The sequence below is a fragment of the Massilia endophytica genome (genome assembly GCF_021165955.1).
GTDB lineage: Bacteria > Pseudomonadota > Gammaproteobacteria > Burkholderiales > Burkholderiaceae_D > Rugamonas > Rugamonas endophytica.
Map to the genome: position 1 here is coordinate 4678505 of NZ_CP088952.1, position 26747 is coordinate 4705251.

General features: G+C 64.7%; 30 protein-coding genes and 1 tRNA gene. 17 read left to right on the top strand and 14 right to left on the bottom strand.

Annotated features, from left to right (window positions below; all coding sequences use genetic code 11):
• Positions 1–7: 7 nt before the first annotated feature.
• From LSQ66_RS21425 to LSQ66_RS21445, 5 genes are all read right to left on the bottom strand, one after another.
• Positions 8–754 carry an MgtC/SapB family protein gene (locus LSQ66_RS21425; RefSeq protein ID WP_231767190.1) on the bottom strand — a complete coding sequence of 249 codons (747 nt, stop codon included), beginning with the start codon at positions 752–754 and terminating at the stop codon, positions 8–10.
• A 15-nt stretch (positions 755–769) separates the two neighbouring features.
• Positions 770–1027, bottom strand: coding sequence for a hypothetical protein (locus LSQ66_RS21430; protein ID WP_231767191.1), 258 nt, complete (start codon positions 1025–1027; stop codon positions 770–772).
• Positions 1024–2832: an aminopeptidase P family protein gene (locus LSQ66_RS21435; protein WP_231767192.1), complete on the bottom strand. Its 1809-nt coding sequence runs from the start codon at positions 2830–2832 to the stop codon at positions 1024–1026. The genes LSQ66_RS21430 and LSQ66_RS21435 overlap by 4 nt, the downstream gene beginning before the upstream one ends.
• Before the next feature lie 71 nt (positions 2833–2903).
• Positions 2904–3902 (bottom strand): alpha/beta fold hydrolase, encoded by a 999-nt coding sequence (locus LSQ66_RS21440; protein WP_231767193.1) that lies wholly within the window; start codon positions 3900–3902, stop codon positions 2904–2906.
• A gap of 87 nt (positions 3903–3989) precedes the next feature.
• Positions 3990–4676 carry a Crp/Fnr family transcriptional regulator gene (locus LSQ66_RS21445; RefSeq protein ID WP_231767194.1) on the bottom strand — a complete coding sequence of 229 codons (687 nt, stop codon included), beginning with the start codon at positions 4674–4676 and terminating at the stop codon, positions 3990–3992.
• Positions 4677–4815: 139 nt separating this feature from the next.
• On the opposite strand from LSQ66_RS21445, the gene LSQ66_RS21450 reads away from it, so the two are divergent.
• The 9 genes from LSQ66_RS21450 (at position 4816) to LSQ66_RS21490 (ending at position 14040) form a co-directional block, all read left to right on the top strand.
• Positions 4816–6765 carry an AMP-binding protein gene (locus LSQ66_RS21450; protein WP_407659648.1) on the top strand — a complete coding sequence of 650 codons (1950 nt, stop codon included), beginning with the start codon at positions 4816–4818 and terminating at the stop codon, positions 6763–6765.
• A 14-nt stretch (positions 6766–6779) separates the two neighbouring features.
• Positions 6780–7595 carry an ABC transporter ATP-binding protein gene (locus LSQ66_RS21455; protein WP_231767195.1) on the top strand — a complete coding sequence of 272 codons (816 nt, stop codon included), beginning with the start codon at positions 6780–6782 and terminating at the stop codon, positions 7593–7595.
• A gap of 6 nt (positions 7596–7601) precedes the next feature.
• On the top strand, positions 7602–8498 hold the full coding sequence (locus LSQ66_RS21460) for a branched-chain amino acid ABC transporter permease (protein WP_231770174.1): 897 nt from the start codon (positions 7602–7604) through the stop codon (positions 8496–8498).
• A gap of 3 nt (positions 8499–8501) precedes the next feature.
• Entirely contained in the window at positions 8502–9560 is a 1059-nt protein-coding gene (locus LSQ66_RS21465) for a branched-chain amino acid ABC transporter permease (protein ID WP_231767196.1), read from the top strand.
• Positions 9561–9589: 29 nt separating this feature from the next.
• A complete protein-coding gene (locus LSQ66_RS21470) occupies positions 9590–10897 on the top strand; it encodes an ABC transporter substrate-binding protein (protein WP_231767197.1) in 1308 nt (435 codons plus the stop codon).
• A 49-nt stretch (positions 10898–10946) separates the two neighbouring features.
• Positions 10947–11756: an ABC transporter ATP-binding protein gene (locus tag LSQ66_RS21475; protein WP_231767198.1), complete on the top strand. Its 810-nt coding sequence runs from the start codon at positions 10947–10949 to the stop codon at positions 11754–11756.
• A gap of 7 nt (positions 11757–11763) precedes the next feature.
• Positions 11764–12117, top strand: a complete 354-nt coding sequence (locus LSQ66_RS21480) for an MmcQ/YjbR family DNA-binding protein (RefSeq protein ID WP_231767199.1) — start codon at positions 11764–11766, stop codon at positions 12115–12117.
• On the top strand, positions 12117–13370 hold the full coding sequence (locus tag LSQ66_RS21485; RefSeq protein ID WP_231770175.1) for a phenylacetate--CoA ligase family protein: 1254 nt from the start codon (positions 12117–12119) through the stop codon (positions 13368–13370). The genes LSQ66_RS21480 and LSQ66_RS21485 overlap by 1 nt, the downstream gene beginning before the upstream one ends.
• Positions 13371–13464: 94 nt before the next feature.
• Positions 13465–14040, top strand: a complete 576-nt coding sequence (locus LSQ66_RS21490) for a hypoxanthine-guanine phosphoribosyltransferase (RefSeq protein WP_231767200.1) — start codon at positions 13465–13467, stop codon at positions 14038–14040.
• A 20-nt stretch (positions 14041–14060) separates the two neighbouring features.
• On the opposite strand, the gene LSQ66_RS21495 is transcribed toward LSQ66_RS21490, so the two are convergent.
• From LSQ66_RS21495 to LSQ66_RS21510, 4 genes are all read right to left on the bottom strand, one after another.
• Positions 14061–15017: an NAD(P)H-dependent flavin oxidoreductase gene (locus LSQ66_RS21495; protein ID WP_231767201.1), complete on the bottom strand. Its 957-nt coding sequence runs from the start codon at positions 15015–15017 to the stop codon at positions 14061–14063.
• A 205-nt stretch (positions 15018–15222) separates the two neighbouring features.
• Entirely contained in the window at positions 15223–16134 is a 912-nt protein-coding gene (locus tag LSQ66_RS21500) for an MBL fold metallo-hydrolase (RefSeq protein WP_231767202.1), read from the bottom strand.
• Positions 16131–16574, bottom strand: coding sequence for a hypothetical protein (locus LSQ66_RS21505; RefSeq protein WP_231767203.1), 444 nt, complete (start codon positions 16572–16574; stop codon positions 16131–16133). The genes LSQ66_RS21500 and LSQ66_RS21505 overlap by 4 nt, the downstream gene beginning before the upstream one ends.
• Positions 16571–16795 (bottom strand): DUF1289 domain-containing protein, encoded by a 225-nt coding sequence (locus LSQ66_RS21510; protein WP_231767204.1) that lies wholly within the window; start codon positions 16793–16795, stop codon positions 16571–16573. The genes LSQ66_RS21505 and LSQ66_RS21510 overlap by 4 nt, the downstream gene beginning before the upstream one ends.
• Positions 16796–16980: 185 nt before the next feature.
• Here LSQ66_RS21510 and LSQ66_RS21515 point away from each other — a divergent pair, with 185 nt between their 5' ends.
• Entirely contained in the window at positions 16981–17973 is a 993-nt protein-coding gene (locus LSQ66_RS21515; protein ID WP_231767205.1) for an extracellular catalytic domain type 1 short-chain-length polyhydroxyalkanoate depolymerase, read from the top strand.
• Here LSQ66_RS21515 and LSQ66_RS21520 read toward each other — a convergent pair.
• On the bottom strand, positions 17954–18157 hold the full coding sequence (locus tag LSQ66_RS21520) for a cysteine-rich CWC family protein (protein ID WP_231767206.1): 204 nt from the start codon (positions 18155–18157) through the stop codon (positions 17954–17956). The genes LSQ66_RS21515 and LSQ66_RS21520 overlap by 20 nt on opposite strands.
• A gap of 111 nt (positions 18158–18268) precedes the next feature.
• Here LSQ66_RS21520 and argB point away from each other — a divergent pair, with 111 nt between their 5' ends.
• Both argB and LSQ66_RS21530 read left to right on the top strand, forming a co-directional pair.
• Positions 18269–19195 carry an acetylglutamate kinase gene (gene argB, locus LSQ66_RS21525; protein WP_231767207.1) on the top strand — a complete coding sequence of 309 codons (927 nt, stop codon included), beginning with the start codon at positions 18269–18271 and terminating at the stop codon, positions 19193–19195.
• A 45-nt stretch (positions 19196–19240) separates the two neighbouring features.
• Positions 19241–19315, top strand: a tRNA-Thr gene (locus LSQ66_RS21530).
• Positions 19316–19322: 7 nt separating this feature from the next.
• On the opposite strand, the gene LSQ66_RS21535 is transcribed toward LSQ66_RS21530, so the two are convergent.
• Entirely contained in the window at positions 19323–20231 is a 909-nt protein-coding gene (locus tag LSQ66_RS21535) for a TraB/GumN family protein (RefSeq protein ID WP_231767208.1), read from the bottom strand.
• A 23-nt stretch (positions 20232–20254) separates the two neighbouring features.
• Here LSQ66_RS21535 and LSQ66_RS21540 point away from each other — a divergent pair, with 23 nt between their 5' ends.
• From LSQ66_RS21540 to pabB, 4 genes are read left to right on the top strand one after another with little or no spacing between them, the layout of a single operon-like run.
• Positions 20255–20980: a pyrimidine 5'-nucleotidase gene (locus tag LSQ66_RS21540; protein ID WP_231767209.1), complete on the top strand. Its 726-nt coding sequence runs from the start codon at positions 20255–20257 to the stop codon at positions 20978–20980.
• A 25-nt stretch (positions 20981–21005) separates the two neighbouring features.
• Positions 21006–21572: a nucleoid occlusion factor SlmA gene (gene slmA / locus LSQ66_RS21545; protein WP_231767210.1), complete on the top strand. Its 567-nt coding sequence runs from the start codon at positions 21006–21008 to the stop codon at positions 21570–21572.
• Between the two features lie 7 nt (positions 21573–21579).
• On the top strand, positions 21580–22452 hold the full coding sequence (locus tag LSQ66_RS21550) for a DMT family transporter (protein WP_231767211.1): 873 nt from the start codon (positions 21580–21582) through the stop codon (positions 22450–22452).
• The gene (gene pabB / locus LSQ66_RS21555; protein ID WP_231767212.1) at positions 22449–24260 is read left to right on the top strand and encodes an aminodeoxychorismate synthase component I; all 1812 of its coding nucleotides are present in this window, start codon (positions 22449–22451) and stop codon (positions 24258–24260) included. The genes LSQ66_RS21550 and pabB overlap by 4 nt, the downstream gene beginning before the upstream one ends.
• Here the strand turns inward: pabB and LSQ66_RS21560 are convergent.
• A complete protein-coding gene (locus tag LSQ66_RS21560) occupies positions 24257–24616 on the bottom strand; it encodes a DUF1428 domain-containing protein (RefSeq protein ID WP_231767213.1) in 360 nt (119 codons plus the stop codon). The two genes, pabB and LSQ66_RS21560, sit on opposite strands and share 4 nt — an antisense overlap.
• Positions 24617–24668: 52 nt before the next feature.
• Positions 24669–25634, bottom strand: a complete 966-nt coding sequence (gene ftrA, locus LSQ66_RS21565) for a transcriptional regulator FtrA (protein ID WP_231767214.1) — start codon at positions 25632–25634, stop codon at positions 24669–24671.
• Between the two features lie 94 nt (positions 25635–25728).
• On the opposite strand from ftrA, the gene LSQ66_RS21570 reads away from it, so the two are divergent.
• Entirely contained in the window at positions 25729–26124 is a 396-nt protein-coding gene (locus LSQ66_RS21570; RefSeq protein ID WP_231767215.1) for a rhodanese-like domain-containing protein, read from the top strand.
• On the opposite strand, the gene LSQ66_RS21575 is transcribed toward LSQ66_RS21570, so the two are convergent.
• Positions 26121–26717, bottom strand: coding sequence for a glutathione peroxidase (locus LSQ66_RS21575; RefSeq protein ID WP_231767216.1), 597 nt, complete (start codon positions 26715–26717; stop codon positions 26121–26123). The genes LSQ66_RS21570 and LSQ66_RS21575 overlap by 4 nt on opposite strands.
• Between the last annotated feature and the right edge of the window lie 30 nt (positions 26718–26747).

The window sequence follows — 26747 nt, forward strand, 5'->3', positions numbered from 1 at the left end:
GTCCTCCTCAGTTCCTTGCGTGGCTTAACTGGAAACCTTCAATGCCCTCGAAGCGCCGCAGTTCCGCGGCGATCTGCGACATGGGCGAGCCGCTGCGCTTGCTCAGCGCCAGCGCGACGAAGCGCCATTCGAGCCTGCCACGGTCGTCCTGGCCGATCATCAGCGAACCGCCTGCGATTTCGTAGCCGCGCTCCAGCGCCATGCGGCGCAACGCATCTTCCTTGGGCTCGTAGTCCTCCTTGAAGCGCATGGTGATGGCGATGGCGTGGCGCGAAGGCAGCCAGGCCTCGATGCGGGACAGATAGATCATGATGGCGGCGCTCAGCAGCGCCAGCACAATGGCTGCGAGATAGAAGCCGACGCCTACCAGCACACCGATGGCGGACGCCGCCCAGATGGAGGCCGCCGTCGTCAGGCCGCTGATATTGAAACCCTCGCGCATGATGACGCCTGCGCCGAGGAAGCCGATGCCCGTCACAATACCCTGGATCACGCGCGTGGGGTCGGCCGAAATCAGAAGGTTGGCATGGCCGCCGAACCAGAAATTCGGATAGCCGCCGATCACGGTGAGCGCGGCGGAAGCCATGCACACCAGGCCGTAGGTACGCATGCCTGCGGCGCGCCCATGATAGGAACGCTCGTAGCCCACCAGCATGCCAAGCAGCAGCGCCCCGACAAGATTCATCAGGATGACGGCATTGGTCCTCACTTCGGCGGACGACCAGTAGGCGCCCAGGAAATCGCTCAACGGCATGACTGCCCTTTCTTCTTATGGTTTCTTCTTGGTGAGCTGCTTTTCAAACGCCACATCGAGCTTGCTGACGCGCTTCGGCTTCTGCGGCCCCTGCGCATTGATGAACGCCACGAATTCGTCCAGCTCCATGGGAGGACAGAGCGGCGGCTCGCCCGGCCCCTCCGTGAGGAAGAAGTGGCCGCTTCCGGTGCGCACCATGGAATAGCCTGCGTTGCCGCTGCGCTCCTTCAGCCGCTCCAATGCGTTGGATGCCTTCGTCGAACGGTTGCTCATAGGGGCTTGGTCCTCTCTTCCAGCCAGGCCAGCGCGTCGCCGCTCACGTGCGAACGCAGGCGCTCCAGCACCGTGGCGTGATAGGCGTTCAGCCATTGCACCTCGTCGGCGCGCAGCAGCGAAGGCTCGATGCAGCGGGTGTCGATGGGGCACAGGGTCAGGGTTTCGAAGCGCAGGAACTCGCCGAATTCGGTCTCCTGCGCTGGCACGTTCAGCACCAGGTTCTCGATGCGGATGCCCCACTTCCCCGGACGGTAAATGCCCGGTTCGATGGAGGTGATCATGCCGGGCTCCATTGCTGTATGCGGCTCGGGCATCGCGGAAGGCGAGACGACCTGCGGGCCTTCGTGCACGTTCAGGAAGAAGCCCACACCATGGCCGGTGCCGTGGCCGTAGTCGATGCCCTCGGCCCAGATCGGAGCGCGCGCAATCGCATCCAGCATCGGTCCGCGCGTCCCGCGCGGAAAGCGCGCGGCGCTCAGCGCCATCATGCCTTTCAGGACCAGAGTGAAATCCCGGCGGTGTTCTGCGGTGATGCGGCCAACCGGCATCACCCGCGTGATATCGGTGGTGCCGCCCACATACTGGCCGCCGGAGTCGATCAGCAGCAGGCCGTCGCCCTCGATGACCGAACAGGCATCGGGCGCGGCGCGGTAATGCATGATGGCGCCATTGGCGCGGAAGCCTGCGATGGTGGCGAAGCTCGGGCTCACGAATCCGGGCCGGCGCGCGCGGGCTGCCGTGATGCGGGTGTCGATGTCGACTTCCGTCAGCGGAGCGCGCTGCGCGTCGGCCAGCGTCTTCTCCAGCGCGGCGAAGAATTCGCAGAGCGCGGCGCCATCCTGCTCCATCGTGGCGCGCACGTGGGCGGCTTCGTCTTCGTTCTTCCTGGACTTGGCAAAGGTGGTCGGATTGATTGCCTCCACCACCTTCACGCCCTGCGGCACGGCCTGGCGGGTGCCGAAGGTGAGGCGGCGCGGGTCCAGCAGGAGCACGGCATCCTGCGGCAGCGCGGCCAGGGCGGACGCGGCCTGCGAGTAAGGCGCCAGCTTCACGCCATCGCGCTCGAGGGACGCCTGAACGTCCGCAGGAACCTTCCCTTCCAGGACGAAGAGCGTCGCGCCCTGGGCATCGACGATGGCGTGGGCGAGGAAGATGGGATTGAAGCTCACATCCGCGCCGCGCAGGTTGAACAGCCAGGCGATATCGTCCAGGGTCGAGATCACATGATGGGTGGCGCCCTGCTTCGCCATGGCGGCGCGCAGGTCGGCCAGCTTGCCGGCGCGGCTGCGGGTGGCGTGGGGCGGCTTGTGCTCGAAGACAGGAGCGTCCGGCAGCGCTGGGCGGTCCTTCCACACCTGGTTCAGCAGATCGGCATCCGTGCGCAGCTTCGCGCCCTTGGCCGACAGCGCCTGCTCCAGCTGGCGCGCAATGGCCAGGCCGAGCACCGCGCCGTCCACCGCCACGGTCTGGCCGGACTGCATGGTTTCGGCCAGCCAGTCGATATACAGCACGCTGGCGCCGGAGGGGATCTTCATCAGCTGCACGCTCGTTCCCGCCAGCTCGGTTTCCGCCTGGGTGAAATAGCGGCCATCGGTCCAGACTCCCGCGAAATGCTGGGTGGCGATAAAGGTGCCGACCGAGCCGGTGAAGTTGGACAGCCATTCGCGCCCCTTCCAGTGGGCGGGCAGATATTCGGACAGGTGGGGGTCCGCGGACGGCACCATATACGCATCCACGCCTTCGCGGCGCATGGCCTCGCGCAAGGCCTGCAGACGGTCGGCGATAACAGAGGTATGGGACATGATCTTCCTGCAGCGTTTCTATCCCGCTATGATACCCCGACTCCCCTCTTGCGCTCGCCTGCACCCGAGCATTAGTGGAGGGTGCGGGGCTCTTCCGTGGAGGCGGGCTGGGGGTAGTCGATGCCCGGGCGCTGTTCGGTGATGCTGCGCACGGCGGCGGCGATGGCGTCCTGCGCCACATAGTGGACCATATGCCCTGTGTGCGGCACCACGTGCAGCTCGCTTTGCTCCAGCTCGCGGTGCAGGCGCTCGGCTTGATGGCTCGGGGATATCATCTTGTCGCCGTCGCCGGTAAAGATGGCGACGGGCATCGTCAGGCTGCCGTAGCGCTCGTGCAGGCGGGCGGCGCTGGGGATCATCAGCGCCGTTTCGGCCGCCTCGACGCGCAGCTGCTTCGGCCGCAGCGACATCCACTTGGGCCAGCGCCGGAACGCCGCGTCCACCGGCCTCGGGCTGAAGACGCGCCGGGTCAGCGCGGGCCACATCGCCCGGCTCAGCAGGGGCGCAAGGGTGTGGCTGAGGAGGTCGCCAACGACGGGCAGCGCAGGAGCCGACAGGGCTACGTCCATGCGCATGCTGGGGTAGTAGTAGCCCGACAGCAGCACGAGGCCGCGCACCAGGCCCGGATGGTCCAGCCCCATGGCCAGCGCCACCATCGCGCCCCATGAGTGGCCCAGCACAATGGCTTGCCGCACATCCAGCAGGCGCAGCGCCTCGGCCAGTACCGCGGCCTGCGCTTCCGGCGTCCAGATCTTGTCCCGGGGACGCTCGCTGTAGCCGAAGCCCGGCCGGTCGATGGCGATGACGCGATGCTCGTAGGCGAGCTGGTCGAACAGGCCGCTCAGGCGGAAGTCCTGGGAGGTGGCGCCATTGCCGTGGAGCAGCACCACGGCCGGCCCGCTGCCCCGCTCCTGGTAGTGCAGGCGCAGGCCGTTGACCGCGATGAATTTGCCGCTCGGGGGATGCTCGGCCTCCACCTGCCGCGTCTTGCTCCGCACTACGAGATATGCCGCCGTCAGCGCGCCCGCCGCCAGCAGGAGATTCCTGTTCCGTCCGCTCAGCCTTTGCATTTGCCTCTCCCGGAGAGTGTCGACTGCAGGACAGCTTAAGCGGCCTTTCAGCGGCAAACCGTTAAAGGGCGAACACAGGACGCCGTTTCAGGCCTCGAAATTGCGCAGGCCTTCCAGGTCGAGGATGCGGATGCCGCCGTAGTCCACGCGCAGCAGCCCCTGCCTTTCCAGCAGCTGCAGCGCCTGGTTGGCGCGCTGGCGGGAGGCGCCGGACAGCAGTCCCACTTCCTCCTGGGAAATCTGCACCAGCCGTTCGATGCCGGGATAGAGATGGGAGTTGAACAGGGAGGCCAGGCAGCGCGCCACCCGAGTGTCCGGATCGAGCAGGCGATCGTTCTCGACCAGGCCGATGAACTGGCCCAGCCGCTCGTTCAGCTGCATGAGGAGAAAGCGGGTAAAGGGCAGGCTGGTTTCGAGCAGCCAGTTGAAGGTGGAGACCGGCATGTGGGCGATGCGCGAGTCGCGCAGGGCCATCACGTCATAGCGCCGCGGTTCGTTCTTCAGCACGGTGCCTTCGCCGAACCAGCTCCCGGCCGGAACGCCTGTAAACGTGACGCTCTTGCCCGCCGGGGAGAAGTTGTTGATCTTGACGATGCCGGAGAGGACGCCGAGCCAGCTTTCCACCGCCACGCCCTTGCGGCAGACGAAGCCGCCTTTCGGCACAAACACCTCGTACGTTTCCGCCTCCACCCGCGCCATCTGCACCGGCGTCAGGGTCTGCGCCCACAGCGACATGTGCAGGGCTTCCTTGAGGCTTGGCTGTTTATCTTCCATTGTTGCGTCGCACAATCAAAAGTCGGGCAATTGTCTTTGAAAAGACAACCATGCCGGAATAGTCACGCTACTATCATCCCACAAACGCTTGCTGGCTCAGAAAAATCATATAGCGCCCCAATGAAGGGCAGAGGAGACACTGGTGCAGACTGACGGACTCACTTTCCCCCGCATGCTGCTGCGGCACGGCGAGGAAAGGCCGCACAAGCCGGCGTTCCGCGAAAAATATCTCGGCATCTGGCAGACCTGGACCTGGTCGCAAGTCAACGAGGAAGTGCGTGCCCTGGCCTGCGGCCTGGCGGCACTCGGCTTCCAGCGCGGCATGAACCTGGCCATCATCGGCGACAACCGCCCGCGCCTTTACTGGTCGATGCTGGCCGCACAGGCCCTGGGCGGCGTGCCCGTTCCCCTTTACCAGGACGCGCCAGCGGCGGACATGAGCTATGTGCTGGAGAACGCCGAAATCCATTTCGCCGTGGTGGAGGACCAGGAGCAGGTGGACAAGCTGCTGGAGCTGAAGGAAAGCTATCCCGGCATCGCCCATATCGCCTACGATGACGAGCGCGGCATGCGCCACTACACCCAGCGCGAGCTGGTGTCCTTCGCGGCATTGCAGGAAGCGGGCCGCGCCTACGACAAGGCCAATCCCGGCTTCTACGAAGGCGCCATCCAGGCAGGCAAGCCCTCGGATAACGCCATCATCCTGTATACCTCGGGCACGACGGGCAAGCCGAAAGGGGTGTGCCAGACCCACGCCGCGCTCATGGCGGCAGGTACGGGCGGCGTGGGCTTCGAACAGCTGACGGATGCGGAGAACGTGCTCTCCTACCTGCCCATGGCATGGGTGGGCGACTGCCTGTTCTCCTTTGCCCAGGCCATGACGGCGGGCTTCACGGTGAACTGTCCCGAATCATCAGACACGGTGATGAACGACCTGCGCGAGATCGGCCCCACCTATTACTTCGCACCGCCGCGCATCTTCGAGAACATGCTGACCCAGGTCATGATACGCATGGAGGACGCGGGCAGCATCAAGCGCCGTATGTTCCATCACTTCATGGAGGTAGCGCGCCGCTGCGGGGCAGAGATTTTGGACGGCAAGCCCGTTGCGCTCTCCGACCGCATCGCCTACGCCATCGGCTCCGTGCTGGTGTACGGGCCGCTGAAGAATGTGCTGGGCATGTCGCGCGTGCGTGTGGCCTATACCGCGGGCGCGGCCATCGGACCGGACCTGTTCCGCTTTTACCGCTCCATTGGCGTGAACCTGAAACAGTTCTACGGCTCCACCGAAACCTGCGCCTATATCTGCCTGCAGCCCGATGGCCAGATCAAGTTCGACAGCGTGGGCCTGCCCGCGCCCGGCGTGGACGTGCAGTTGGCGCCGAACGGCGAGGTGCTGGTGAAATCTCCCACCCTCATGGACTGCTATTACAAGCGCCCCGACGCGACCAGCGAAGCCATCGACGCCAACGGCTACTTCCACACGGGCGATGCGGGCGTGTTCGACCAGGATGGCCACCTGCGCATCATTGACCGCGCGGCGGACGTGGGCAAGATGAACAGCGGGGCCATCTTCGCGCCGAACTATATCGAGAACAAGCTGAAGTTCTTCCCCTTCATTAAGGAGGCCGTCGCCTTCGGCAACCAGCGCGACCAGGTCTGCGCCTTCATCAACATCGACATGGAGGCCGTGGGCAACTGGGCCGAGCGGCGCGGCATCGCCTATTCCGGCTACACCGATCTTGCGGCCCTGCCGCAGACCTATGAGCTGGTGCAGGAATGCGTGGAGAAAGTGAATGCGGACTTGGCCAGCGAAGCGCTGATGGGCGAAACCCAGATCCACCGCTTCCTGGTGCTGCACAAGGAGCTCGATCCGGACGACGACGAGCTGACCCGCACGCGCAAGGTGCGCCGCAAGTTCATCGAGCAGAAGTACGGTGTGCTCATCGATGCGCTCTACAGCGGCAAACCGTCGCAATATATCGAAACGCAGGTGAAGTTCGAGGACGGCCGCACCGGCCTGGTGGCGGCGGACCTGCGCATCGCCGACAGCAAAACCTTCCCTGTCGTGGCGCGGCAGGCGGCATGAGCGAGGACGACAGCATGCAAATGAACGAACCTGGGGCGCATTTCGGCACGGGGCGCCAGATCGGCCCCGTGATCCTGGATCTGCGCAATATCTCGCTCTCCTTCGGCGGCGTGAAGGCGCTCACCAATATTTCCTTCGACGTGCGCGAGCACGAGATCCGCGCCATCATCGGCCCGAACGGAGCGGGCAAGAGCTCGATGCTGAACGTGATCAATGGCGTGTACCGTCCGCAGCAGGGCGAAATCATCTACCGCGGCGAGCACCGCAAGGGAATGGATTGCTATGCGGCCGCCAAATCCGGCATCGCACGCACCTTCCAGAACATCGCGCTGTTCAAGGGCATGACGGTGCTGGACAACATCATGACCGGCCGTAACCTGAAGATGAAGTCCAACTTCCTCATGCAGGCCCTGTACTGGGGACCGGCGCGGCGCGAGGAGATCGAGCACCGCAAGAAGGCGGAGGAGATCATCGACTTCCTGGAGATCCAGCATATCCGCAAGACGCCCGTCGGCCGCCTGCCCTATGGCCTGCAGAAGCGCGTGGAGCTGGGCCGCGCCCTTGCTGCCGAGCCGCAGATCCTGCTGCTCGATGAGCCGATGGCGGGCATGAATGTCGAAGAAAAGCAGGACATGTGCCGCTTCATCCTCGATGTGAATGACCAGTTCGGCACCACCATCGTGCTGATCGAGCACGATATGGGCGTGGTGATGGATATCTCGGACCGCGTCGTGGTGCTCGACTACGGCAAGAAGATTGGGGACGGCACGCCGGACGAGGTGCGCGGCAACCAGGATGTGATCAACGCCTATCTCGGAGTGGCGCACTAAATGGATATCAATTTCTTCTTCGAGGTGCTGATCGGCGGCCTGCTCTCGGGCGTGATGTATGCGCTGGTGGCCATCGGTTTTGTGCTGATCTACAAGGCGTCGGGCGTCTTCAATTTCGCCCAGGGCGCCATGGTGTTCTTCGCGGCCCTCACCTGCGTGGGCCTGATGGACAAATTCGGCATGCCGCTCTGGCTGGCGATTCCCGCCACCATCGTCGCCATGATCATTCTCGGCATCGCCATCGAACGCGTAGTGCTGCGGCCCCTCGTGAACCAGCCCGAGATCACGCTCTTCATGGCCACCATCGGCCTCGCCTTCTTCCTCGAAGGCCTGGCCCAGCTGATCTGGGACTCGCAGGTGCACAAGCTGGAACTGCCCATCGAGGACGTGCCGCTGCAGTACCTGATGGACAAGTTCAACATCATCGTGTCGCAGTTCGATGTGGTGGCGGCCGCCATCTGCGGTCTCATGGTCATTGTTCTGGCCCTCATGTTCGCCTACACGAAGGTGGGCCGAGCCCTGCGCGCCGTGGCGGACGACCACCAGGCCGCGCTTGCCGTGGGCATTCCCCTGCAGCGCATCTGGGCCGTGCTGTGGGCCGTGGCCGGGCTGGTGGCCCTGGTGGCAGGCATGTTGTGGGGCGCGCGCAATGGCGTGCAGTTCGCGCTGACATTCATCGCGCTCAAGGCCCTGCCGGTGCTGATCCTGGGCGGCTTCACCTCGGTGCCGGGCGCCATTGTGGGCGGCCTGATTATCGGCGCCTCCGAGAAGCTGGCCGAGGTGTATATCGGCCCGCACGTCGGCGGCGGCATCGAGGGCTGGTTCCCTTACGTGCTGGCGCTCCTGTTCCTGCTGGTGCGCCCCGAAGGGCTGTTCGGCGAAAAAATCATCCGGAGGATCTGAAGCATGTTCTATCGTGAAGCCGGGCAGTTCAAGACCAGCTATGAGGCCGATGGCCAGATCCTGCCCATCCGGCAGGACCGCATTGCGCTTATCGCCACCATCGCCCTCGCGCTGCTGGTGCTCCCAACGTTCGCCACGCCCTATATGCTGTCGGCGATCCTGATTCCCTTCCTGATCTTCTCGCTGGCGGCGCTCGGCCTGAATATCCTTACCGGCTACGCGGGCCAGCTTTCGCTGGGCACCGCCGCCTTCATGGCCGTAGGGGCCTTCTCGGCCTGGAACTTCGTGGCCCGCGTGCCGGGCATTCCCATGCTGCTGGCCTTCGTGCTGGGAGGACTCTGCGCAGCCGCCGTGGGCATCGCCTTCGGCCTGCCGTCCTTGCGCATCCGCGGCTTCTACCTCGCCGCCTCCACGCTGGCCACGCAGTTCTTCGTGGTGTGGTGCCTCACCAAAATCACCTGGCTCACCGGCGGTTCCGCATCCGGCGTGATCACGGCGCAGAAGATCGAGATTCTCGGCTACGCCTTCGATACGCCGGAACGCAAATACGTGCTGGTGCTGGTGGTGGTCGCCCTCATGGCGCTGCTGGCCAAGAACATGGTGCGCTCGAACGTGGGCCGCTCCTGGATGGCGGTGCGCGACATGGATGTGGCGGCGGAGGTCATCGGCTTCCGCCTGATGCGCACCAAGCTGCTGGCCTTCGCGGTGAGCTCCTTCTATTGCGGCGTGGCGGGCGCGCTGTATGCCTTCGCCTACCTCGGCACGGTGGAGCCGGAGGCCTACAACCTGGACCTCTCCTTCCGCATCCTCTTCATGATCATCATCGGCGGCGTGGGCTCCATTCTCGGCTCCTTCCTCGGCGCGGCCTTTATCGTGCTGCTGCCGGTGTTCCTGAACATTCTGGCGCACAGCCTTTCCCTGCCCACCAGCGTCGCCTCCAATCTGGAGCTCATGGTGTTCGGGTCCCTGATTATTTTCTTCCTGATCGTGGAACCTCACGGTCTGGCGCGTTTGTGGCAAATCGGTAAAGAGAAGCTTCGTCTGTGGCCCTTCCCCCACTAAGGCACATAACAACCTCATAAGGAGACAATATGAAAGCTCTGAAATCCCTGGTCATCGGCGCCGCGCTGCTTGGCAGCCTCGCCTCGGCCGCCGCACAGGCCCAGGAACAGTTCGTGGCCCTGCCCTCCTACCGCGTGGGACCTTACGCCTCCGGCGGCTCGGGCTTCTACGGCGGCATCATCGACTACTTCAACCTGGTCAACGCCAGCGGCGGCGTGAACGGCGTGAAGATCGCCTGGGAAGAGTGCGAAACCGAATACAACCCTTCGCGCGGCGTGGAGTGCTATGAACGCCTGAAAACCAGCCATGGCGGCGCCACCCTGGTGGAGCCGCTGTCCACCGGCATCGCCTACGGTATTCTGGACCGCATCCCGCAGGACAAGATTCCGATGACGATGCTGGGCTACGGCCGCTCGGACGCGGCCAACGGCAAGGTCTTCCCCTATGTCTTCCCGCTCATCTCCAGCTACTGGAGCCAAGCGGCCGCCATGATCAAGTACCTGGGCGACAAGAATGGCGGCGTGGCCAAGCTGAAAGGCAAGAAGATCGTGCACCTCTATCACGACTCCGCCTTCGGCAAGGAGCCGCTGCCGGTGCTGGAGGCGCTGGCCGCCCAGCATGGTTTTGAACTGATCAAGATTCCTGTCGCGCCACCGGGCAGCGAACAGCAGGCGCAGTGGCTGCAGATCCGCCAGGCGCGTCCCGACCACGTCATCCTGTGGGGCTGGGGCGTGATGAACTCCGTCGCCATCAAGACCGCGCAGCGCAACGGCTTCCCGCGCGAGAAGATCCTCGGCGTGTGGTGGGCGGGCTCGGAGGAGGACACCGTGCCGTCCGGCGATGCCGCCAAGGGCTATACCGCCATGTCCTTCAACACGCCGGGCAACTACCCGGTGCTGGATAACATCCGCAAGACCGTGTATGCGGGCGGCAAGGGCAACCTGCAGGACCAGTCGCGCATCGGCTCCGTGTACCACATGCGCGGCGTGACCGCCGGCATCCTGTTTGTGGAAGCCATGCGTACCGCGCAGGCGAAATTCGGCAAGGGCAAACCCGTCACCGGCGAACAGCTGCGCTGGGGCCTGGAGAACCTGAACATCGATGCGGCGCGCCAGAAGGAAATCGGCGCCACCAATATGTTCCCGACCGTGAAGACTTCGTGCGAAGACCACGAAGGCTCGGGCGCCGTGAAAGTGCAGCAGTGGGACGGCAAGAAGTGGGTGCCGATCACGCCGAACTGGATCGTGGGCGACCGCGCCCTGGTGCGCAAGCTGGTGGAAGAGTCCTCCAACAAGTACGCCGAAGAGAAGAAGATCACCCCCGCCTGCATGAAGTAAGCAACCTGCCCGCGCAGCCTTGCGCTGCGCGGGCGCTACGGACAAGACCATGACCACAACGCCTTATCTGTCGGTGAACAATATCGAGGTGATCTACGATCACGTGATCCTCGTGCTCAAGGGCGTTTCGCTCGAAGTCCCGCAAGGGAAGATCGTGGCCCTGCTGGGTGCGAACGGTGCGGGCAAGTCGACCACGCTGAAGACCATCTCCACCCTTCTGCGCGGCGAACGGGGCGACGTGACCAAGGGCGAAGTGCAGTTCAAGGGGGAACGCATCGACCAGCTCACACCCAATGAGCTGGTGAGGCGCGGCCTGTCGCAAGTGATGGAAGGAAGGCACTGCTTCGGCCACCTCACGATCGAGGAGAACCTGCTGACGGGCGCCTACACGCGCAAGGCCTCGCGCGCCGAGCTGCGCGAGTCGCTGGACAAGGTCTATCACTACTTCCCGCGCCTGAAGGAGCGCCGCGCCAGCCAGGCGGGCTACACCTCGGGCGGCGAGCAGCAGATGTGCGCAATCGGGCGCGCGCTGATGGCGCGGCCTTCCATGATCCTGCTGGACGAGCCTTCCATGGGCATCGCGCCGCAGATCGTGGACGAAATCTTCAGCATCGTGAAAGACCTGAACACGAAGGAAAACGTGTCCTTCCTGCTCGCCGAGCAGAACACCAACGTGGCCCTGCGCTACGCTGACTTCGGCTACATCCTGGAGAACGGACGGGTGGTGATGGAAGGCGAGGCCACGGAACTGGCCAACAACGAAGACGTGAAGGAGTTCTATCTCGGTGTATCCGGCGCCGGGCGCAAGAGCTTCCGCGACATGAAATTCTACCGCCGCCGCAAACGCTGGCTGGCCTGAGCTGCACATGAACCTGAACAAAGCAAAGCAAGTATGCCGGAGCCTTCCCGGCACGACGGAAGACATCAAATGGGGCGCGGACCTCGTGTTCTCGGTTGGCGGCAAGATGTTCGCCGCCATGGGCGCTGGGGACGATGCCACGAGCATCAGCTTCAAGGTGGATGACGACCGCGTCCTCGAGCTCACGGACCGTCCCGGCATCATTCCAGCGCCGTATCTCGCGCGGGTGAAGTGGGTGATGATCGAGGACCTCAAGGCCGTGAGCGACGCGGAAGCGGCCGAACTGCTGCGCCGCTCGCACGAGCTGGTGTTCTCCAGGCTGACGAAGAAACTGCAACGCGAAATTCTGGGAGAGGCATGATGCCTGAAACTCTCGACCATCTCGAAACGCGCGATCCCGCGCAGCGCGAGCGCGAGCTGATGCAGCGCCTGCCGCAGCTGGTGGCGCAGGCCAAGCGTGCGCCCGGCTGGGCGCGCATCCTGGGCGATATCGACGCCTCCTCCATCACCAGCCGCGAAGCGCTGGCGCGCCTGCCGGTCACGCGCAAATCCGAACTGAAAGGCCTGCAGCAGCAGGACAAGCCCTTCGGCGGGCTCACGAGCACGCCGCCGCGCGAGCTTTCGCGCATCTACATGTCGCCCGGGCCGATCTACGATGCCGAAGGCCGTTCGAAGGACTGGTGGCGCTTCTCGCGGCCCATGTACGCGGCCGGCGTGCGCGCGGGCGGGCTGCTGCAGAACTGCTTCTCCTACCACTTCACGCCCGCCGCCTTCATGGTGGAAGCGGGTGCGGCGCAGCTGGGCTGCACGGTCATCCCCGCTGGCAGCGGACAGACGGAGATGCAGGTGCAGGCCATGGCCGACCTGAAGCCGGACACTTACGTCGGCACGCCGTCCTTCCTCAAGATCATCATCGAGAAGGCGCGCGAAATGGGCGCGGACATCAGCAGCGTGAAACGCGCCATGGTAAGCGCCGAGGCGCTGCCGGATTCGCTGCGCCGCTGGTTCGCCGAGCATGGCGTGACCGACGTGATCCAGACGTATGCATCGGCGGACCTGGGCAACATCGCCTACGAAACCCGCAGCAACGGCCAGCTCAATCCCGGCATGGTGCTGGACGAAGACGTGATTCTCGAAATCGTGCGGCCGGGCTCAGGCGATCCCCTGCCGCCGGGCGAGGTGGGCGAGGTGGTGGTGACCGTGTTCAGTCCGGACTACCCGCTGATCCGCTTCGGCACGGGCGACCTTTCCGCCATCATGACCGATGCGGCGCCCTCCCCCTGCGGCCGCACCAACACGCGCATCCGCGGCTGGATGGGCCGCGCCGACCAGACCACCAAGGTGCGCGCCATGTTCGTGCATCCGTCGCAGGTGAACGAGGTGGTGCGGCGCCACCCGGAGATCGTCAAGGGACGCCTGGTTGTCACCGGCACCATCGCGGACGAGACCATGACGCTGCACTGCGAGGTGGACGATCCCGGCGCGCAGGACGCCAGCCGCATCGTTGCCACGATCCGCGAGGTGACGAAGCTGCGCGGCGAGGTGCAGTTCGTGGCCCGGGGCGCTCTGCCAAATGACGGCAAGATCATCGACGATGCGCGCGATTACAGCTAGATAGCGCAGTGCGTTGCATAAACCCAACCCCGCACTGCGGCCAGTGCGCGAATGGCGGATAATGGCGCCATTGTTCACTCGTTGTTGCGACACCATGCAAGACTTTCACCACAACCGCGCCCGCGCCCTGCTGAAGAACGCCGAAGAGATCTTCGACCGCGAGGCCGTGCAATCGGCCGTCAGCGCCATGGCCGACACCCTGAATGCCCGTTTCGGCGGCGACGAGGAGTTCCCGCTGGTGCTCGGCGTGATGGGCGGCGCCGTGGTCTTCACCGGCAACCTGCTGCCGCAGCTGACCTTCCCGCTCGAATTCGACTACATCCACGTCACCCGCTACGGCGACGAAGACCGCGGCGGCGAGGTTGTGTGGAAAGTGATCCCGCGCCAGAACGTGGCCGGCCGCACCATCATCGTGCTGGACGACATTCTGGACGAAGGCGAAACCCTGGCGCACGTGAAGCAGCGCCTGCTCGACATGGGCGCCAAGGAAGTGGTGATCGCCGTCTTCGCCGACAAGGACATCGGCAAGCGCAAGCCCGTGAAGGCCGACATCGTGGGCCTCACCATCCCCAACCGCTTCGTGGTGGGCTTCGGCATGGACGTCTACGGCTACTGGCGCAACCTGCCGGGCCTGTGGGCGATCAACCCCGAGGATCTCAGCGCCAGCTGAACGCCGGCGCCGCAGGCGGCTCAGCCAAGCGACAGGCGCTGGCGCGCTGCCGCGTATTCCGTCTTGAGGCGCTCCACCATTTCGGCAACGGAGGGCACATCATCCATCAGGCCCACGCCCTGGCCAGCGCCCCAGATATCGCGCCAGGCCTTGGCGCTGCCGGAGCCGAAGCTCATCTTGGTCTTGTCCGACTCGGGCAGCGCATCGGGATCGAGACCGGCGGCGACGATGGACTTCTTCAGGTAATTCCCGTGCACGCCGGTGAACAGATTCGTGTAGACGATATCCGCCGCCGCCGATTCCACGATGGCATCGCGGTAGCTCTCGCTCACGTTCGACTCCTGCGTGGCCAGCCAGCGCGAGCCGATATAGGCGAAATCCGCGCCCATGGCCTGTGCTGCCAGGATGGCGTCGCCGGTAGCAATGGAGCCGGACAGCGCCAGCGGCCCCTTGAAGAATTTGCGCACCTCGCCCACCAGGGCAAACGGCGACAGCGTGCCGGCGTGGCCGCCAGCGCCGGCAGCCACCAGGATCAGGCCATCGACGCCCGCCTCCAGCGCCTTCTCCGCGTGGCGGATGGAGATCACGTCATGCATGACGATGCCGCCGTAGCTGTGGATAGCATCGAGCATCTCCTTGGGCGGCGCGCGCAGCGAAGAAATGATGATGGGCACCTGATGGCGGACGCAGACCTCCACATCGTGGGGGAGGCGGTCGTTCGACTGGTGGACGATCTGGTTGACGGCGATAGGGCCGACCTTGCGGTCTGGATGGGCCGCCTGAAAGTCGGCCAGCTCCTTCTGCAGATCCGTGAGCCAGGTATCCAGCAGCTCCGCCGGGCGCGCATTCAGCGCCGGGAACGAACCCACGATCCCCGCCTTGCACTGGGCCGCCACCAGGGCGGGCCCGGACGCGATGAACATCGGCGAAGCGATCACCGGAAGGGTCAGGTTTTGCAGTACAGAAGGCAGGGCCATGGCGGACTCGCAAAGAAATAGATCCGCCGATTATATCCCCATAAAAGAACGACCGTGCGAATTTTAGACGGATCGCTCTAGCACCGCCGAGCCCGTGTCCACTTCTGGTGCCAGGGAAGATTTTTGGACACGGACACAGCACTACGGCGGCTACAGCCGCGCTCGTGTCCACTTTTCTTCCCTGGCACCAGAAGTGGACACGAACTCAGCCGTCGTTGAGGAGGTAGTCGCCGTCGACGCGGGCGGAGCAGGCGCGGGTGAGCTGTTTGATGGCCCAGGCGGCCAGCTCGCCGGGCGTTTTGTGCAGGTGGCGGGTGTTGGCTTCAGTTAGGGCGGACATGCCGCCAAGCAGCGCGGCCACGTCGGCGACTTTGATGCGCTGGCGCTCGAGCAGCAGGAATTTCAGCATCACTTTCACCGCATATTCGGCATTGCGCACGGGGTCGCCCGACAGGAAGTCCAGCCGCCGCCGCGCACGGTCCAGCGCCGGCTTCACGTCGCTGAACATGGCGCCGTGGCCGGGGACGACCAGTTCCACGTCCAGGCCCGCGATCAGGTCCAGCGTGGCGCGCGCCTCTTCGAAGCCGCTTTCGCCTTCCAGCTCGGGGAAGATCACGCCGAAGCCGTTCTGCCACAAGGCGTCCGCCGACAGGAGCAGCTTGTGCGCGGGCGCGTAGTAGATCAGGGAATGCGGATGGTGGCCCGGCGCGCCCAGCGCATGCCATTCGACGCCGCCCGCCGCGATCACATCGCCCGGATGCACCACGCCGTCGATGGTGAAGCGCTCGCATTGCTGGCCCGTGGCCTTGAAGCTCAGCGCATTCTCGTCCCAGTGCCGCACCTTCGCTTCTTCCGCCGCAGGAATGAAGGTGTCGCAGCCGTAGTGCGCCTGCAGCATGGCGTTGCCGCCGCAATGGTCGGAGTGCAGGTGGGTGTTGTAGAGGCGGTCCAGGCGGCGGCCGGGTATCGCGTGGCGCACAAGTTCCAGCGTCTGTTCCGCATGCGTGAGATAGCCGCTGTCGAACAGCACGGTGTCGTGCGCCCCCACCGCCAGCACATTGTTGGAGGAGAGCCAGCCGCGTTCGAAGACCTGGATGTTGGATGGCAGCGTCGTCATCGTTTCATCTGGTAGGCGAGCGAGATCTTCGCGAATTCGACCAGCACTTCGCGCGAGCCGCCATTGAAGGTGGCGAAGGCCGATCCGGTGCGCACCACAAGGCGCGGCGGGAACAGCCAGGAGAAATAGGGAATGCCGATCATCTTCGCACCGCGCACGTCGCGCCATTCCACATGCCTGTCGTACAGCCAGGTCTGGCGGATGCCGGCTTCGTCGATGGTCACGGTGGCGCGCAGGAACCAGTAGTAGCTCACGCCCAGCATGAGGCCTGCGCCGAGCAGCAGGAGTTTGACGCCGATGCCGAACTGCGGCAGCGGAAAGCGCATGGCGATGCTCACCGCGTAGGCGCACAGGGCGATGGTGACGCAGCTTGCCAGCACCTTGAAGCCTTTGCCGTAAGCCGGTCCCGTGACGGTGCCCGCGGGTCGGTAGAAATTCATTGGTCGTGCCCGAAGTCGATCAGTTGTTCGCGGCGGCGGATTTCCGCCCATACGCCGCGCTTGTAGGCATCATCCGCCTTCGACCACGCAATGATCTCGTCGATCGTGCGCAGGCAGCCCTCGCAATAACCGGTATCGCGGTTCATCTTGCACAGGCTGATGCAGGGGGACGGCACCGGCGTCGCCAGTTCGGGCGCGCCAGGCGGCAGTGGATTGCTCATGATGCGGTGTCGTTGGATATCAGGCGCTATTTTATCGCGAATGCCCGGCGATGATGCAGCGCCGCAACGGCCGCGACACCAGCCGGGGTTTATGGCTATACTGGATTCAAACAAGGCCCGGGCCATCGCCACGGCGCAAGGAGCGGACGAGGAGGCATCGTCAACACAAGCCCCGAGGTGATTCTATGAGAATCCGTCATCATTTCCTGTCGCAGCTGCGCAAAAGCACGCAGGACCTGCTCAACCGCACCATGCGGCTTTCCGACGCCGCAATGCGCCTGGCCACCATCGAGCCTCCGGCGCCATCTCCTTCCGGCATGCCGCCCGGCGCACGCTTTGTGGATGGCCGCTTCGGCAACCGCGCGGGCAGCCGCCGCTACAAGCTGTATATCCCTTCCACCTGGCGCGGACAACCCATGCCTTTGCTGGTGATGCTGCATGGCTGCACGCAGGACCCAGAGGACTTCGCCGCAGGCACGCAGATGAACGCAGTGGCCGAGGAGCGCGAATGCTTCGTGGTCTATCCCGCCCAGTCGCAACAGGCGAACAATTCGCGCTGCTGGAACTGGTTCAATGCGATGGACCAGGAGCGCGGACAGGGTGAACCATCCATCATCGCGGGCATTGCAAGGCAGGTGATGCGCCGCTTTCCCGTGCAGCGCGGCCAGGTCTTCGTCGCGGGCCTCTCCGCAGGGGGCGCGATGGCGGTCGTCGTCGGCACCCTGTATCCGGATTTGTTCGCCGCAGTCGGCGTCCACTCGGGCCTTCCCTTCGCATCCGCACGCGACCTGCCTTCGGCGCTGAGCGCCATGAAGCGCGGCGCGACGAATTCGCGCGAGGTCAATAGCGCCGGGCTTCCCATCATCGTCTTCCACGGCGACCAGGATACGACCGTGCATCCTGTGAACGGTGAAGAGGTCATCGCGCAGGGGCTGCGCAGCCATCCGCTTGGCAGCAGCGTGCAGCCTTCCACGGTGGCGGGCCGCGTGCCGGACGGGTACGAATACACGCGCGTGAAGCACTGGCTGGAGGACGGCTCGCCGCTGGGCGAGCACTGGATCATCCACGGCGCGGGCCACGCCTGGTCAGGCGGCAGCGCGGCAGGCAGTTATACGGATGGCAAGGGACCGGATGCGAGCCGGGAGATGATGCGCTTCTTCAGCACCCTCGGCGCGTAACGCTGTCGATATGGGCCTTGAGGCAGTCCGGGCACCAGCAGCCGACGGCCTGGCCGGCATCCGGCACGGGCAGCGCTGGCGGCAGGGCGCAGCACCAGCAGGGCTGGGTATCGGCCTTGCCGTCCGGCCCGGGATCGCTCATCGCGCAGTGAAAGGTGGCGCCGCAGCGCTCGCAGGTGCTCATGCGCCCAGCCTAGCCAATCTGCCAGGAAATTACAACGGCTTAGCCCTATAATGCGCTCTTGAAGCCCGCCGTTGGCTGTAAAATCGCAGAAATATCTTTACCGGACCCGCCATGACCCAACTGAGCACCCCTAGCCTCTCCGACAATGCAGATGACCTGAGCGCAGTTTCGCCTGCGATCAAGGCGCAGATCCTGGCGGAAGCTCTTCCTTACATCCGTAATTTCCACGGCAAGACCATCGTCATCAAATACGGCGGCAACGCCATGACGGACGAGCGCCTGAAGCACGGCTTCGCGCGCGACGTGATCCTGCTGAAGCTCGTGGGCATGAATCCGGTGGTGGTGCACGGCGGCGGTCCGCAGATCGACAATGCGCTGAAGAAGATCGGCAAGCAGGGCACCTTCGTGCAGGGCATGCGCATCACCGACGAAGAAACCATGGAAGTGGTGGAGTGGGTGCTGGGCGGCGAAGTGCAGCAGGATATCGTGATGCTGATTAATCACTACGGCGGCCAGGCCGTGGGCCTGACCGGCAAGGACGGTGGCCTGATCCGCGCCCGCAAGATGGCCATGCCGGACAAGGACAATCCGGGCCAGTTCCTGGACATCGGCTTTGTGGGCGAGATCGATGCGATCAACCCCGCGGTGGTGAAGGCCCTGCAGGACGATGCCTTCATCCCCATCATCTCCCCCATCGGCTTCGGCCAGGATGGCCAGGCTTACAACATCAACGCCGACGTTGTGGCGGGCAAGATCGCCGAAATCCTGAAAGCCGAAAAACTGATCATGATGACCAATATCGCCGGCGTGCAGGACAAGAACGGCAACCTGGTCACGGACCTCTCCGCCCGCGAAATCGACGAGATGTTCGCCGACGGAACCATCTCGGGCGGCATGCTGCCTAAAATTTCATCGGCGCTGGATGCGGCCAAGAGCGGCGTGAACACGGTTCACATCATCGATGGGCGGATTGAACACAGTTTGTTGCTGGAAGTATTGACCGAACAGGCGTTTGGCACTATGATCCGGTCTCACTAAAAATTTTGCGGCGCAACGAACACCACCGCGCCGCGAAATGTGAATGCCCTTGTAGCTCAGTGGTAGAGCACTCCCTTGGTAAGGGAGAGGCCACGTGTTCAATCCACGTCAAGGGCACCACTTCCCTTCAGTACACCCGCTCCACCGCAATACCCTTCCGCCGCAGCAGTTCCGGCACGCTTTCCTTCCCCACCAGATGCAGCACGCCAATCGCGGCAATGCTACGCTTTTCGTTCGCCAGCTGTTTCGCGATATTGTCCGCCAGCGCGGGATTGCGCCCTGCCAGCAGCACGCGCTTGACGAAACGGGCCGAGAAGCTGGTATCGGCATCGAGTTTCGCGGCGACGCCGTCGAAAGCGGCGATATCGGCCTTGCGCCAGGCTTCGCCGAGGGCGCGCGCTTCTTCCGCCTGCTCCTTGTTGTCGATGGCGTCGATGCTGTCCTGCAGGAAGAGCAGCTGCTCCTTGTTCGGCATGGCGCCGAACAGCGCCATCTGCCCCGCCGCCGATTCCAGCTCCACCACGCGGACCTTGCGCGCTCGCGCCTCGCGCGACAGCCACGCGTCCACTGCGAGCTCCGGCTGGTAACCCTGGGCCGCGAATTCGCTCACTGCCAGCAGGCTGGCGATCATCCAGGGCTTCATCGGCATCACGGCCTCGCGTGAAATCGCAAAGCGCTGCAGCTGGCGCTCCAGGCGGGGCTGGTAGGCCTTCGGCAGTTCGCTGAACGCCGGACCGCGTCCATTCTGGTACATGCCGTGCTGGCGCACCGCCTGCACCAGGGCGCCCTTGTCGCCCAGGGGATCGACCTCCAGCGCCAGCACCGAGGCCTCGTCCAGCGCCTGCATCATGCGCGGCTCCAGGGGGTAGAAGTCCGGCGCGCCAACGTGAATGGTCCCGAACAGCCAGACCACGTGGCCGCCCTGCTCCGCCTTGAACAGGGCGCCCCGGTTCTGCACAGCGCCTGCATCGGCCCAGGCGGGAACGCCGGCAAACCAGAACAGGCTTGAAAAGATCACTATAATCAGGCGTTGCATAGAATCCTTCGCTTTGTTTGGACGTGAATATTAAACCCTCCGCGCCGGTCTGGCTCTTCGACCTCGATAACACGCTGCACAACGCCTCGCATGCGATCTTCCCGGCGATCATGGCCAATATGAACGCCTACATCGCGCGCGTGCTGGGCGACGGCACCACGCCAGCCAGCATCGATGAGGTGAATGCCGCGCGCACCCTGTACTGGAAGCGCTACGGCGCCACCCTGCTTGGGCTGATACGGCACCATGGCGTGAAAGCCGAGCACTTCCTGCACGAGACCCACCACATGGACGACCTCACGTCGATGATCCGCCACGAAAAGGGCCTGGGCCGCATGCTCAAGCGCCTGCCGGGCAGGAAGATACTGCTCACGAATGCGCCGCACCGCTATTCCACGGCCGTGCTGCGCCACCTGGGCATACAGCGCCAGTTCTCGCACCACATCGCCATCGAATCCATGCGCGTGCACCGCCAGCTGCGGCCCAAGCCGTCCAAGCTCCTGCTGCGCAAGGTGATGCGGCGCCATGGAGCGACCGCCGCGCGCTGCATCCTGGTGGAGGACACGCTGGCCAACCTGCGCACGGCGCACGCCCTGGGCATGGGCACCGTCTGGGTCACGCAATACCTGAAAGTGGGCGATCCTATCGGCACCGCGCACCCGCCAAAACGGCTGCACCGCCCCGCGTGGGTCGATGTCAAAGTAAAATCTGTCAAACACCTGCCGGCGCAGCTCGCGCGCCTGCGTTGAATTATCTTTTCGACACGTAGAGATCATGCCCACGACACCGCCCGGCCAACGCAGGCTGCAAATTCTCCAGGCACTGGCAGCGATGCTGGAGCATCCCAAAGGGGAGAAGATCACCACTGCGGCCCTGGCCCGCAAGCTGGAGGTGTCTGAAGCAGCCCTGTACCGCCATTTCGCCAGCAAGGCGCAGATGTTCGAGGGGCTGATCGAATTCATCGAGTCGAGCGTCTTTGGCCTGATCAACCAGATCGCCGAGCGCCAGCCGGACGGCCTGGCGCAGGCGCGCGACATTCTCACCATGCTGCTGCAATTCGCCGTCAACAATCCCGGCATGACGCGCGTAATGACGGGCGACGCCCTGGTGAACGAGGACGAACGCCTGCAGCTGCGCATGAACCAGTTCTACGACCGCGTTGAGCTGGCCCTGAAACAGGCCCTGCGCGCCGCCTCCCATGTGCGCGAGGAGGATGTGGCCGCGCGCGCCAATCTGCTGGCCAGCTTCGTCCTGGGACGCTGGCACCGCTACGCCAAGAGCGGCTTCAAGGCGGACCCCGCAAAGGACGCGGGCCTGCAAATCGCCATCCTGCTGGGCTGAACACCGGATGAAACCATTTCCTGCTGTAGCATTCGGCGCCCTGCTTCTGGGCGGCATGGCCATTGGCTTCGCCGGTATCCTGATGCGCCTGTCCGACGTCAACCCTATCGCCTCCGCCTTCTGGCGCATGGCCCTCGCATCGCCCCTGCTGTGGGCCTGGGCCCTCTCCACCGCGGATCAGGACAGCGCAAAGGGCCTGCGCACTGACCTGGACAAGGGCGTGGTGCTGTCCGGCCTTTTCTTCGCCGGTGATCTCGCCATCTGGCACCTGGCACTGCACTACACCACCGTGGCCAATGCCACGCTGCTGTCGAACATGACGCCGCTGTTCATTGCGGTCTGGCTCTTCATCGCCTACAAGGCCCGCTTCGCGCCCACCTTCCTGGCGGGCATGGCGATTGCGCTGACCGGCGCCGTGCTCCTGATCGGCCCGAGCGCGAGCACCAGCAGCACGCAGCTGATGGGCGACGCCCTGGGCTTCTTCACGGCAGTGTTCTATGCGGGCTACCAGCTCGTGATCAAGGATTGCCGCGCCAGCTACTCGACGGCACGCCTCATGGCCTGGAGCACCACCATCAGCGCCATCGTGCTTCTGCCCCTGGCCCTGCTGATGCCCGGCCCCTTCCTTCCTGCGGATGCGGCAGGCTGGTGGCCGCTGCTCGGCCTTGCCCTGATCGCGCAGATCGGCGGCCAGACCGTGATAGCCTATGCCTTCGCCCACCTGCCAGCTTCGCTGGCCTCGGTCAGCCTGCTGATCCAGCCGCTGACGGCGGCCGTGGCGGCGCTGCTCATCTTCGGCGAACGCATCGGGCGCCTGCAGGTCGCCGGTGGCGCGCTGCTCCTGTGCGGTATCTATCTGTCCAAACGTGGTTCGCAATGAGTGTTGAATGTTTCGCATTGCTGGACGACGCCAGCACCGGCGGCCGTTCCCGCCTTTTCTCCGGCCATGCCGGAACGCTGCGCTGCGACGATATTGCGCACTGGCCAGCCACCCTGGAGGAGCTGGAGCAAGCGCTGGCCACCGGCCTCTATGCCGTAAGCCTGTGCAGCTACGAACTGGGCGGCCTCATTGCAGGCCTGCCGCCGCGCGCGGATATCGATCCCGCCCAGCCGCTCGCCCAGTTCCTGCTCTTCGACACCTGCGAACGCCTCACACAGGAAGAAGTGGCGGCCTGGCTGGCGATTCACTCGGAACCCGATACGCAGCCTGCCGGTGTCGCGGATATCCGCGCCAGCGTAACGATGGCCGAGTTCACGGATGCCATCGCCCGCATCCGCGACTACATTGCGGCGGGCGACACCTACCAGGTGAATTACACCTACCGCCTGCGCTTCGACGCGTTCGGCTCCCTGTTTGCGCTGTACCAGCAGCTGCGCGCGCGCCAGCCGGTGCCATATGGCGCCCTGATCGCGCTGGAGGATGGCAGCGCCGCCGTATCGCTCTCGCCGGAACTCTTCGTGCGCCATGAGAACGGCCTGCTGACGGCGAAGCCGATGAAAGGCACTGCGCCTGCTTCGCCCGACCCTGCGCTGAACGCGGGCCGCGCCGCGGCCCTGGCGGCCGATCCCAAGAACCGCGCCGAAAACCTGATGATCGTGGACCTGCTGCGCAACGACGTGGGCCGCATCGCCGTCACCGGTTCGGTGAACGTGCCTTCCCTGTTCGAGGTGACGCGCTTCAGCAGCGTGCTGCAGATGACGTCGACCATCCAGGCCGCGCTGCGCCAGGACGCCACGCTGCGGGAGATATTCGACGCCCTCTATCCCTGCGGCTCCATCACGGGCGCGCCCAAGCGGCGCACCATGGAGATCATCGCCGAACTGGAAAGCGCGCCGCGCGGCCTGTACACAGGCGCCATCGGCTACTTCGAACCTGCGCAGGACGCGCAGCGCCGCATCGGCAATTTCTGCCTCAGTGTCCCCATCCGAACGCTCGCACTGGCGGCGCCCGAGAATGGCGTGCGCAAGGGAGAGATGGGCGTGGGCGCCGGCATCGTCTACGACAGCGTGGCGGACGACGAATACGCCGAATGCCTGCTCAAGGCGCGCTTCCTGACCGGCCTCGCGAATGAATTCGAACTGTTCGAGACCATGCACGCCACGAAGGAAGGCGTGCGCCACATGGAGAGCCACCTGAAACGCCTTGCGGCATCCGCGCGCTACTTCGGCTTCGCATGGGATGAAGCGGCGGCGCGCGCCTACCTCACCATCGCCTGCAATGCCCTCGCGCCGGGCCAGCCCTACCGCCTGCGCCTGGCCATGAACGCCGCTGGCGCCTTCGCCGTGCAGACGGGCGAGCTGAAAGAACTGCAGCAGCCCGTACGCCTGTTGCTGGCCGAAGAGAAGACCAGCGCCAGCGATCTTTTCCTGCGCCACAAAACCACGCTGCGCACGACTTATGACGCAGCCTGGAAGGACGCCGAAGCGCAGGGCGCCTTCGACAAGCTGTTCTTCAACGAACGCGACGAGCTCACCGAAGGTGGACGCAGCAATGTCTTCGTCAAGCTGAACGGGCAGTGGCTGACACCGCCCCTGGGCAGCGGCCTGCTGCCGGGCGTGATGCGCGCCGTCGTGCTGGACGCCTGGGGCGCCAGCGAAAGCGTCATCACGCGCGGCATGCTGCTGCGCGCCGAGGAAATCGTGGTCTGCAACGCCCTGCGCGGCGTGCTGCGGGCGACGCTGGCCTAAACCTCCACGAACACCTCGAAACCGCCGAAGAACATGCGCTTGCCGTCGAAGGGCAGGTCTTTCGGGTCCATCATGTCCGCCAGGCGTTTGTCGCTCATGACCTTTTCGTTGCAGGCATCGCGGGCCGCGCGCGACTCGTAGGTGATGTAGGAGAAGAAGACCACTTCATCGTCCTGCAGCTGCACCGCCTGTGGAAAAGAAGTGACTTTTCCCGGCTTCACATCGTCGGCCATGCACTCGCGGAACTCCAGTGCGCCGTGCTCTTTCCATACCTCGCCGGCGCGCCGCGAGAGCTCGCGGTAGGCGTCCAGCTTGCTGCGTGGGACAGGGGTAACGAATCCATCGACGTAGGCCATCTTCTTCTCCTGTTCTGGTTGGCCCCACCGGGCGGCGGGCGCAGAAGCCAGATTAGCCGCGCACCGGCGCGTTGACAAGGAAAGCGCGCCGATAGGCGCCGGGTGTCGTCGCGGCAATGCGGCGGAAATGATGCCGCAGGGATTCTTCCGAGCCGAAGCCCGCCCGCTCGGCCACCTGCGCCAGGGGCAGATCGGGCGATTCGAGCAGGTCCTTGGCAATGCCCACCCGCTCGCGCGTCAGCCATTCGATGGGTCCCATGCCGGTTGCTTCCTGGAACTGGCGCTGCAGGGTGCGCGCACTCATCGCGGCACGCTCGGCCATGGAGCGAATGCTGTGTTCGCCACCTGGATGAGTGCGCAGGTAGTCCATCAGGCGCGACAGGCGGCCCTGCTCATCCGGCGCCATGGGCCGGGGCAGGAACTGGGCCTGGCCACCTTCCCGGTGCGGCGCCACCACCAGGCGCTGCGCGACCATGTTCCCCACCCGCGCGCCATAGTCGCGCCGCACCAGGTGCAGCAGCATGTCGAGCCCGGCGGCGGAACCGGCCGAGGTGATGATCTGGCCGGCGTCCACATAGAGATCGTCTTCCAGCACCTCGATCTTCGGATAGCGCCGCGCCAGCCGCTCCGTGTAGCGCCAGTGCGTGGTGGCGCGCTGGCCGTCCAGCACGCCCGCCGCGGCCAGCACGAAGACTCCGGAACAGATGGTGCACAGCCTCGCCCCGCGTGCGTGGGCCCTGCGGATCGCCTCGAGCAGCTCGGGCGGCGGCACCTCGTCGGCATCGCGCCAGCCGGGAATCACGATGGTATCGGCGCGCTCCAGCAAGGAAGGATCGTAAGGCGCCTGCACCTGGATGCCGCCCGCCGCGCGGATGGGCCCCGGCTCTAGGGCGCAGACGGCGAACTCGTACCAGTCCACCTCCAGCTCGGGACGGTCGAGCGCGAACAGTTCGACCGTGCAGCCGAATTCGAAGGTGCAGAGCTGGTCATAAGCCAGCGCGACGACAAGATGAGCCATGGCGCAATCTTAACGCATATTGGCATTCGCGCCACTGCCGCGCGATCGGCCCGGGACGGACAATGGCTACACGTCAACAAGAAAGGAGCTGAAGATGTCGATTGTTTCCGAAGTCCCCGCCGCCGCCAGCGAAGCCGCGCTCGCCCATTTCGAAGGCGAGCTGCAATTCGAGACCGATTGCTGGGATGTGCACAGCGTAATGGGCACGCCGGGCCAGGACTTTGTGCTGCTGGATGTGCGCGGCACGGAGAAATACCGCGAAGGCCACGTGCCGGGCGCCGTGGACCTTGCCCACCGCAAGATCATCGCCTCGAAGCTGGCGGAGTATCCCGCCGATACCCTGTTCGTGACCTACTGCGCCGGTCCGCACTGCAACGGCGCGGCGCGCGGCGCCATCCGCCTGGCGAAGCTGGGCCGTCCGGTCAAGATCATGACCGGCGGCATCACGGGCTGGCTGGACGAGGGCTTCAGCCTCGCCAAGGGCGATTAAGCGCCGAGCGCTTTCTCGATGGCGCCCACCAGCTGCTTGTCGGAAGGCGTCACTTTCGAGGGGAAGCTTTCGATGACCTTGCCGTTCCGGTCGATCAGGTATTTGTGGAAATTCCAGGCCGGAGCCTTGCCCGTTGCCTTGAGGAGGTTGGCGTACAGGGGATTCGGCGTCGGTCCGGACACCACGGACTTCGCGAACATCGGGAACTTCACGCCGTAGGTGTTATAGCAGAAGTCCGCGATCTCCTTGCTGCTGCCCGGTTCCTGCTTGCCGAAGTCGTTGGAGGGGAAGCCCAGCACCACCAGGCCTTTGGGGCTGTACTTTGCATAGAGCGCTTCCAGGCCTTCATACTGGTTCGTGTAGCCGCAGTAGCTCGCCGTATTCACCACGAGGATCACCTTGCCCGCGTACTGGCACAGATCCTGCGGCGCCTCGTCCTGCAGGCGGTTGAAGGTCTGCTTGAGGATGGCCGGGCAGCTCGCCGGGCGCGCCGTCAGCGCAGGTGCATTTCCAGTGGGAACGGACGTCTGCGCCTGGGCGCTCAGCGCGCTGGCGCCGAGCGCGGCAACTGCGAGGAATCGGGCGATATGCATGGTCGGAGCCTCTGTATTGGTGAGAAAATC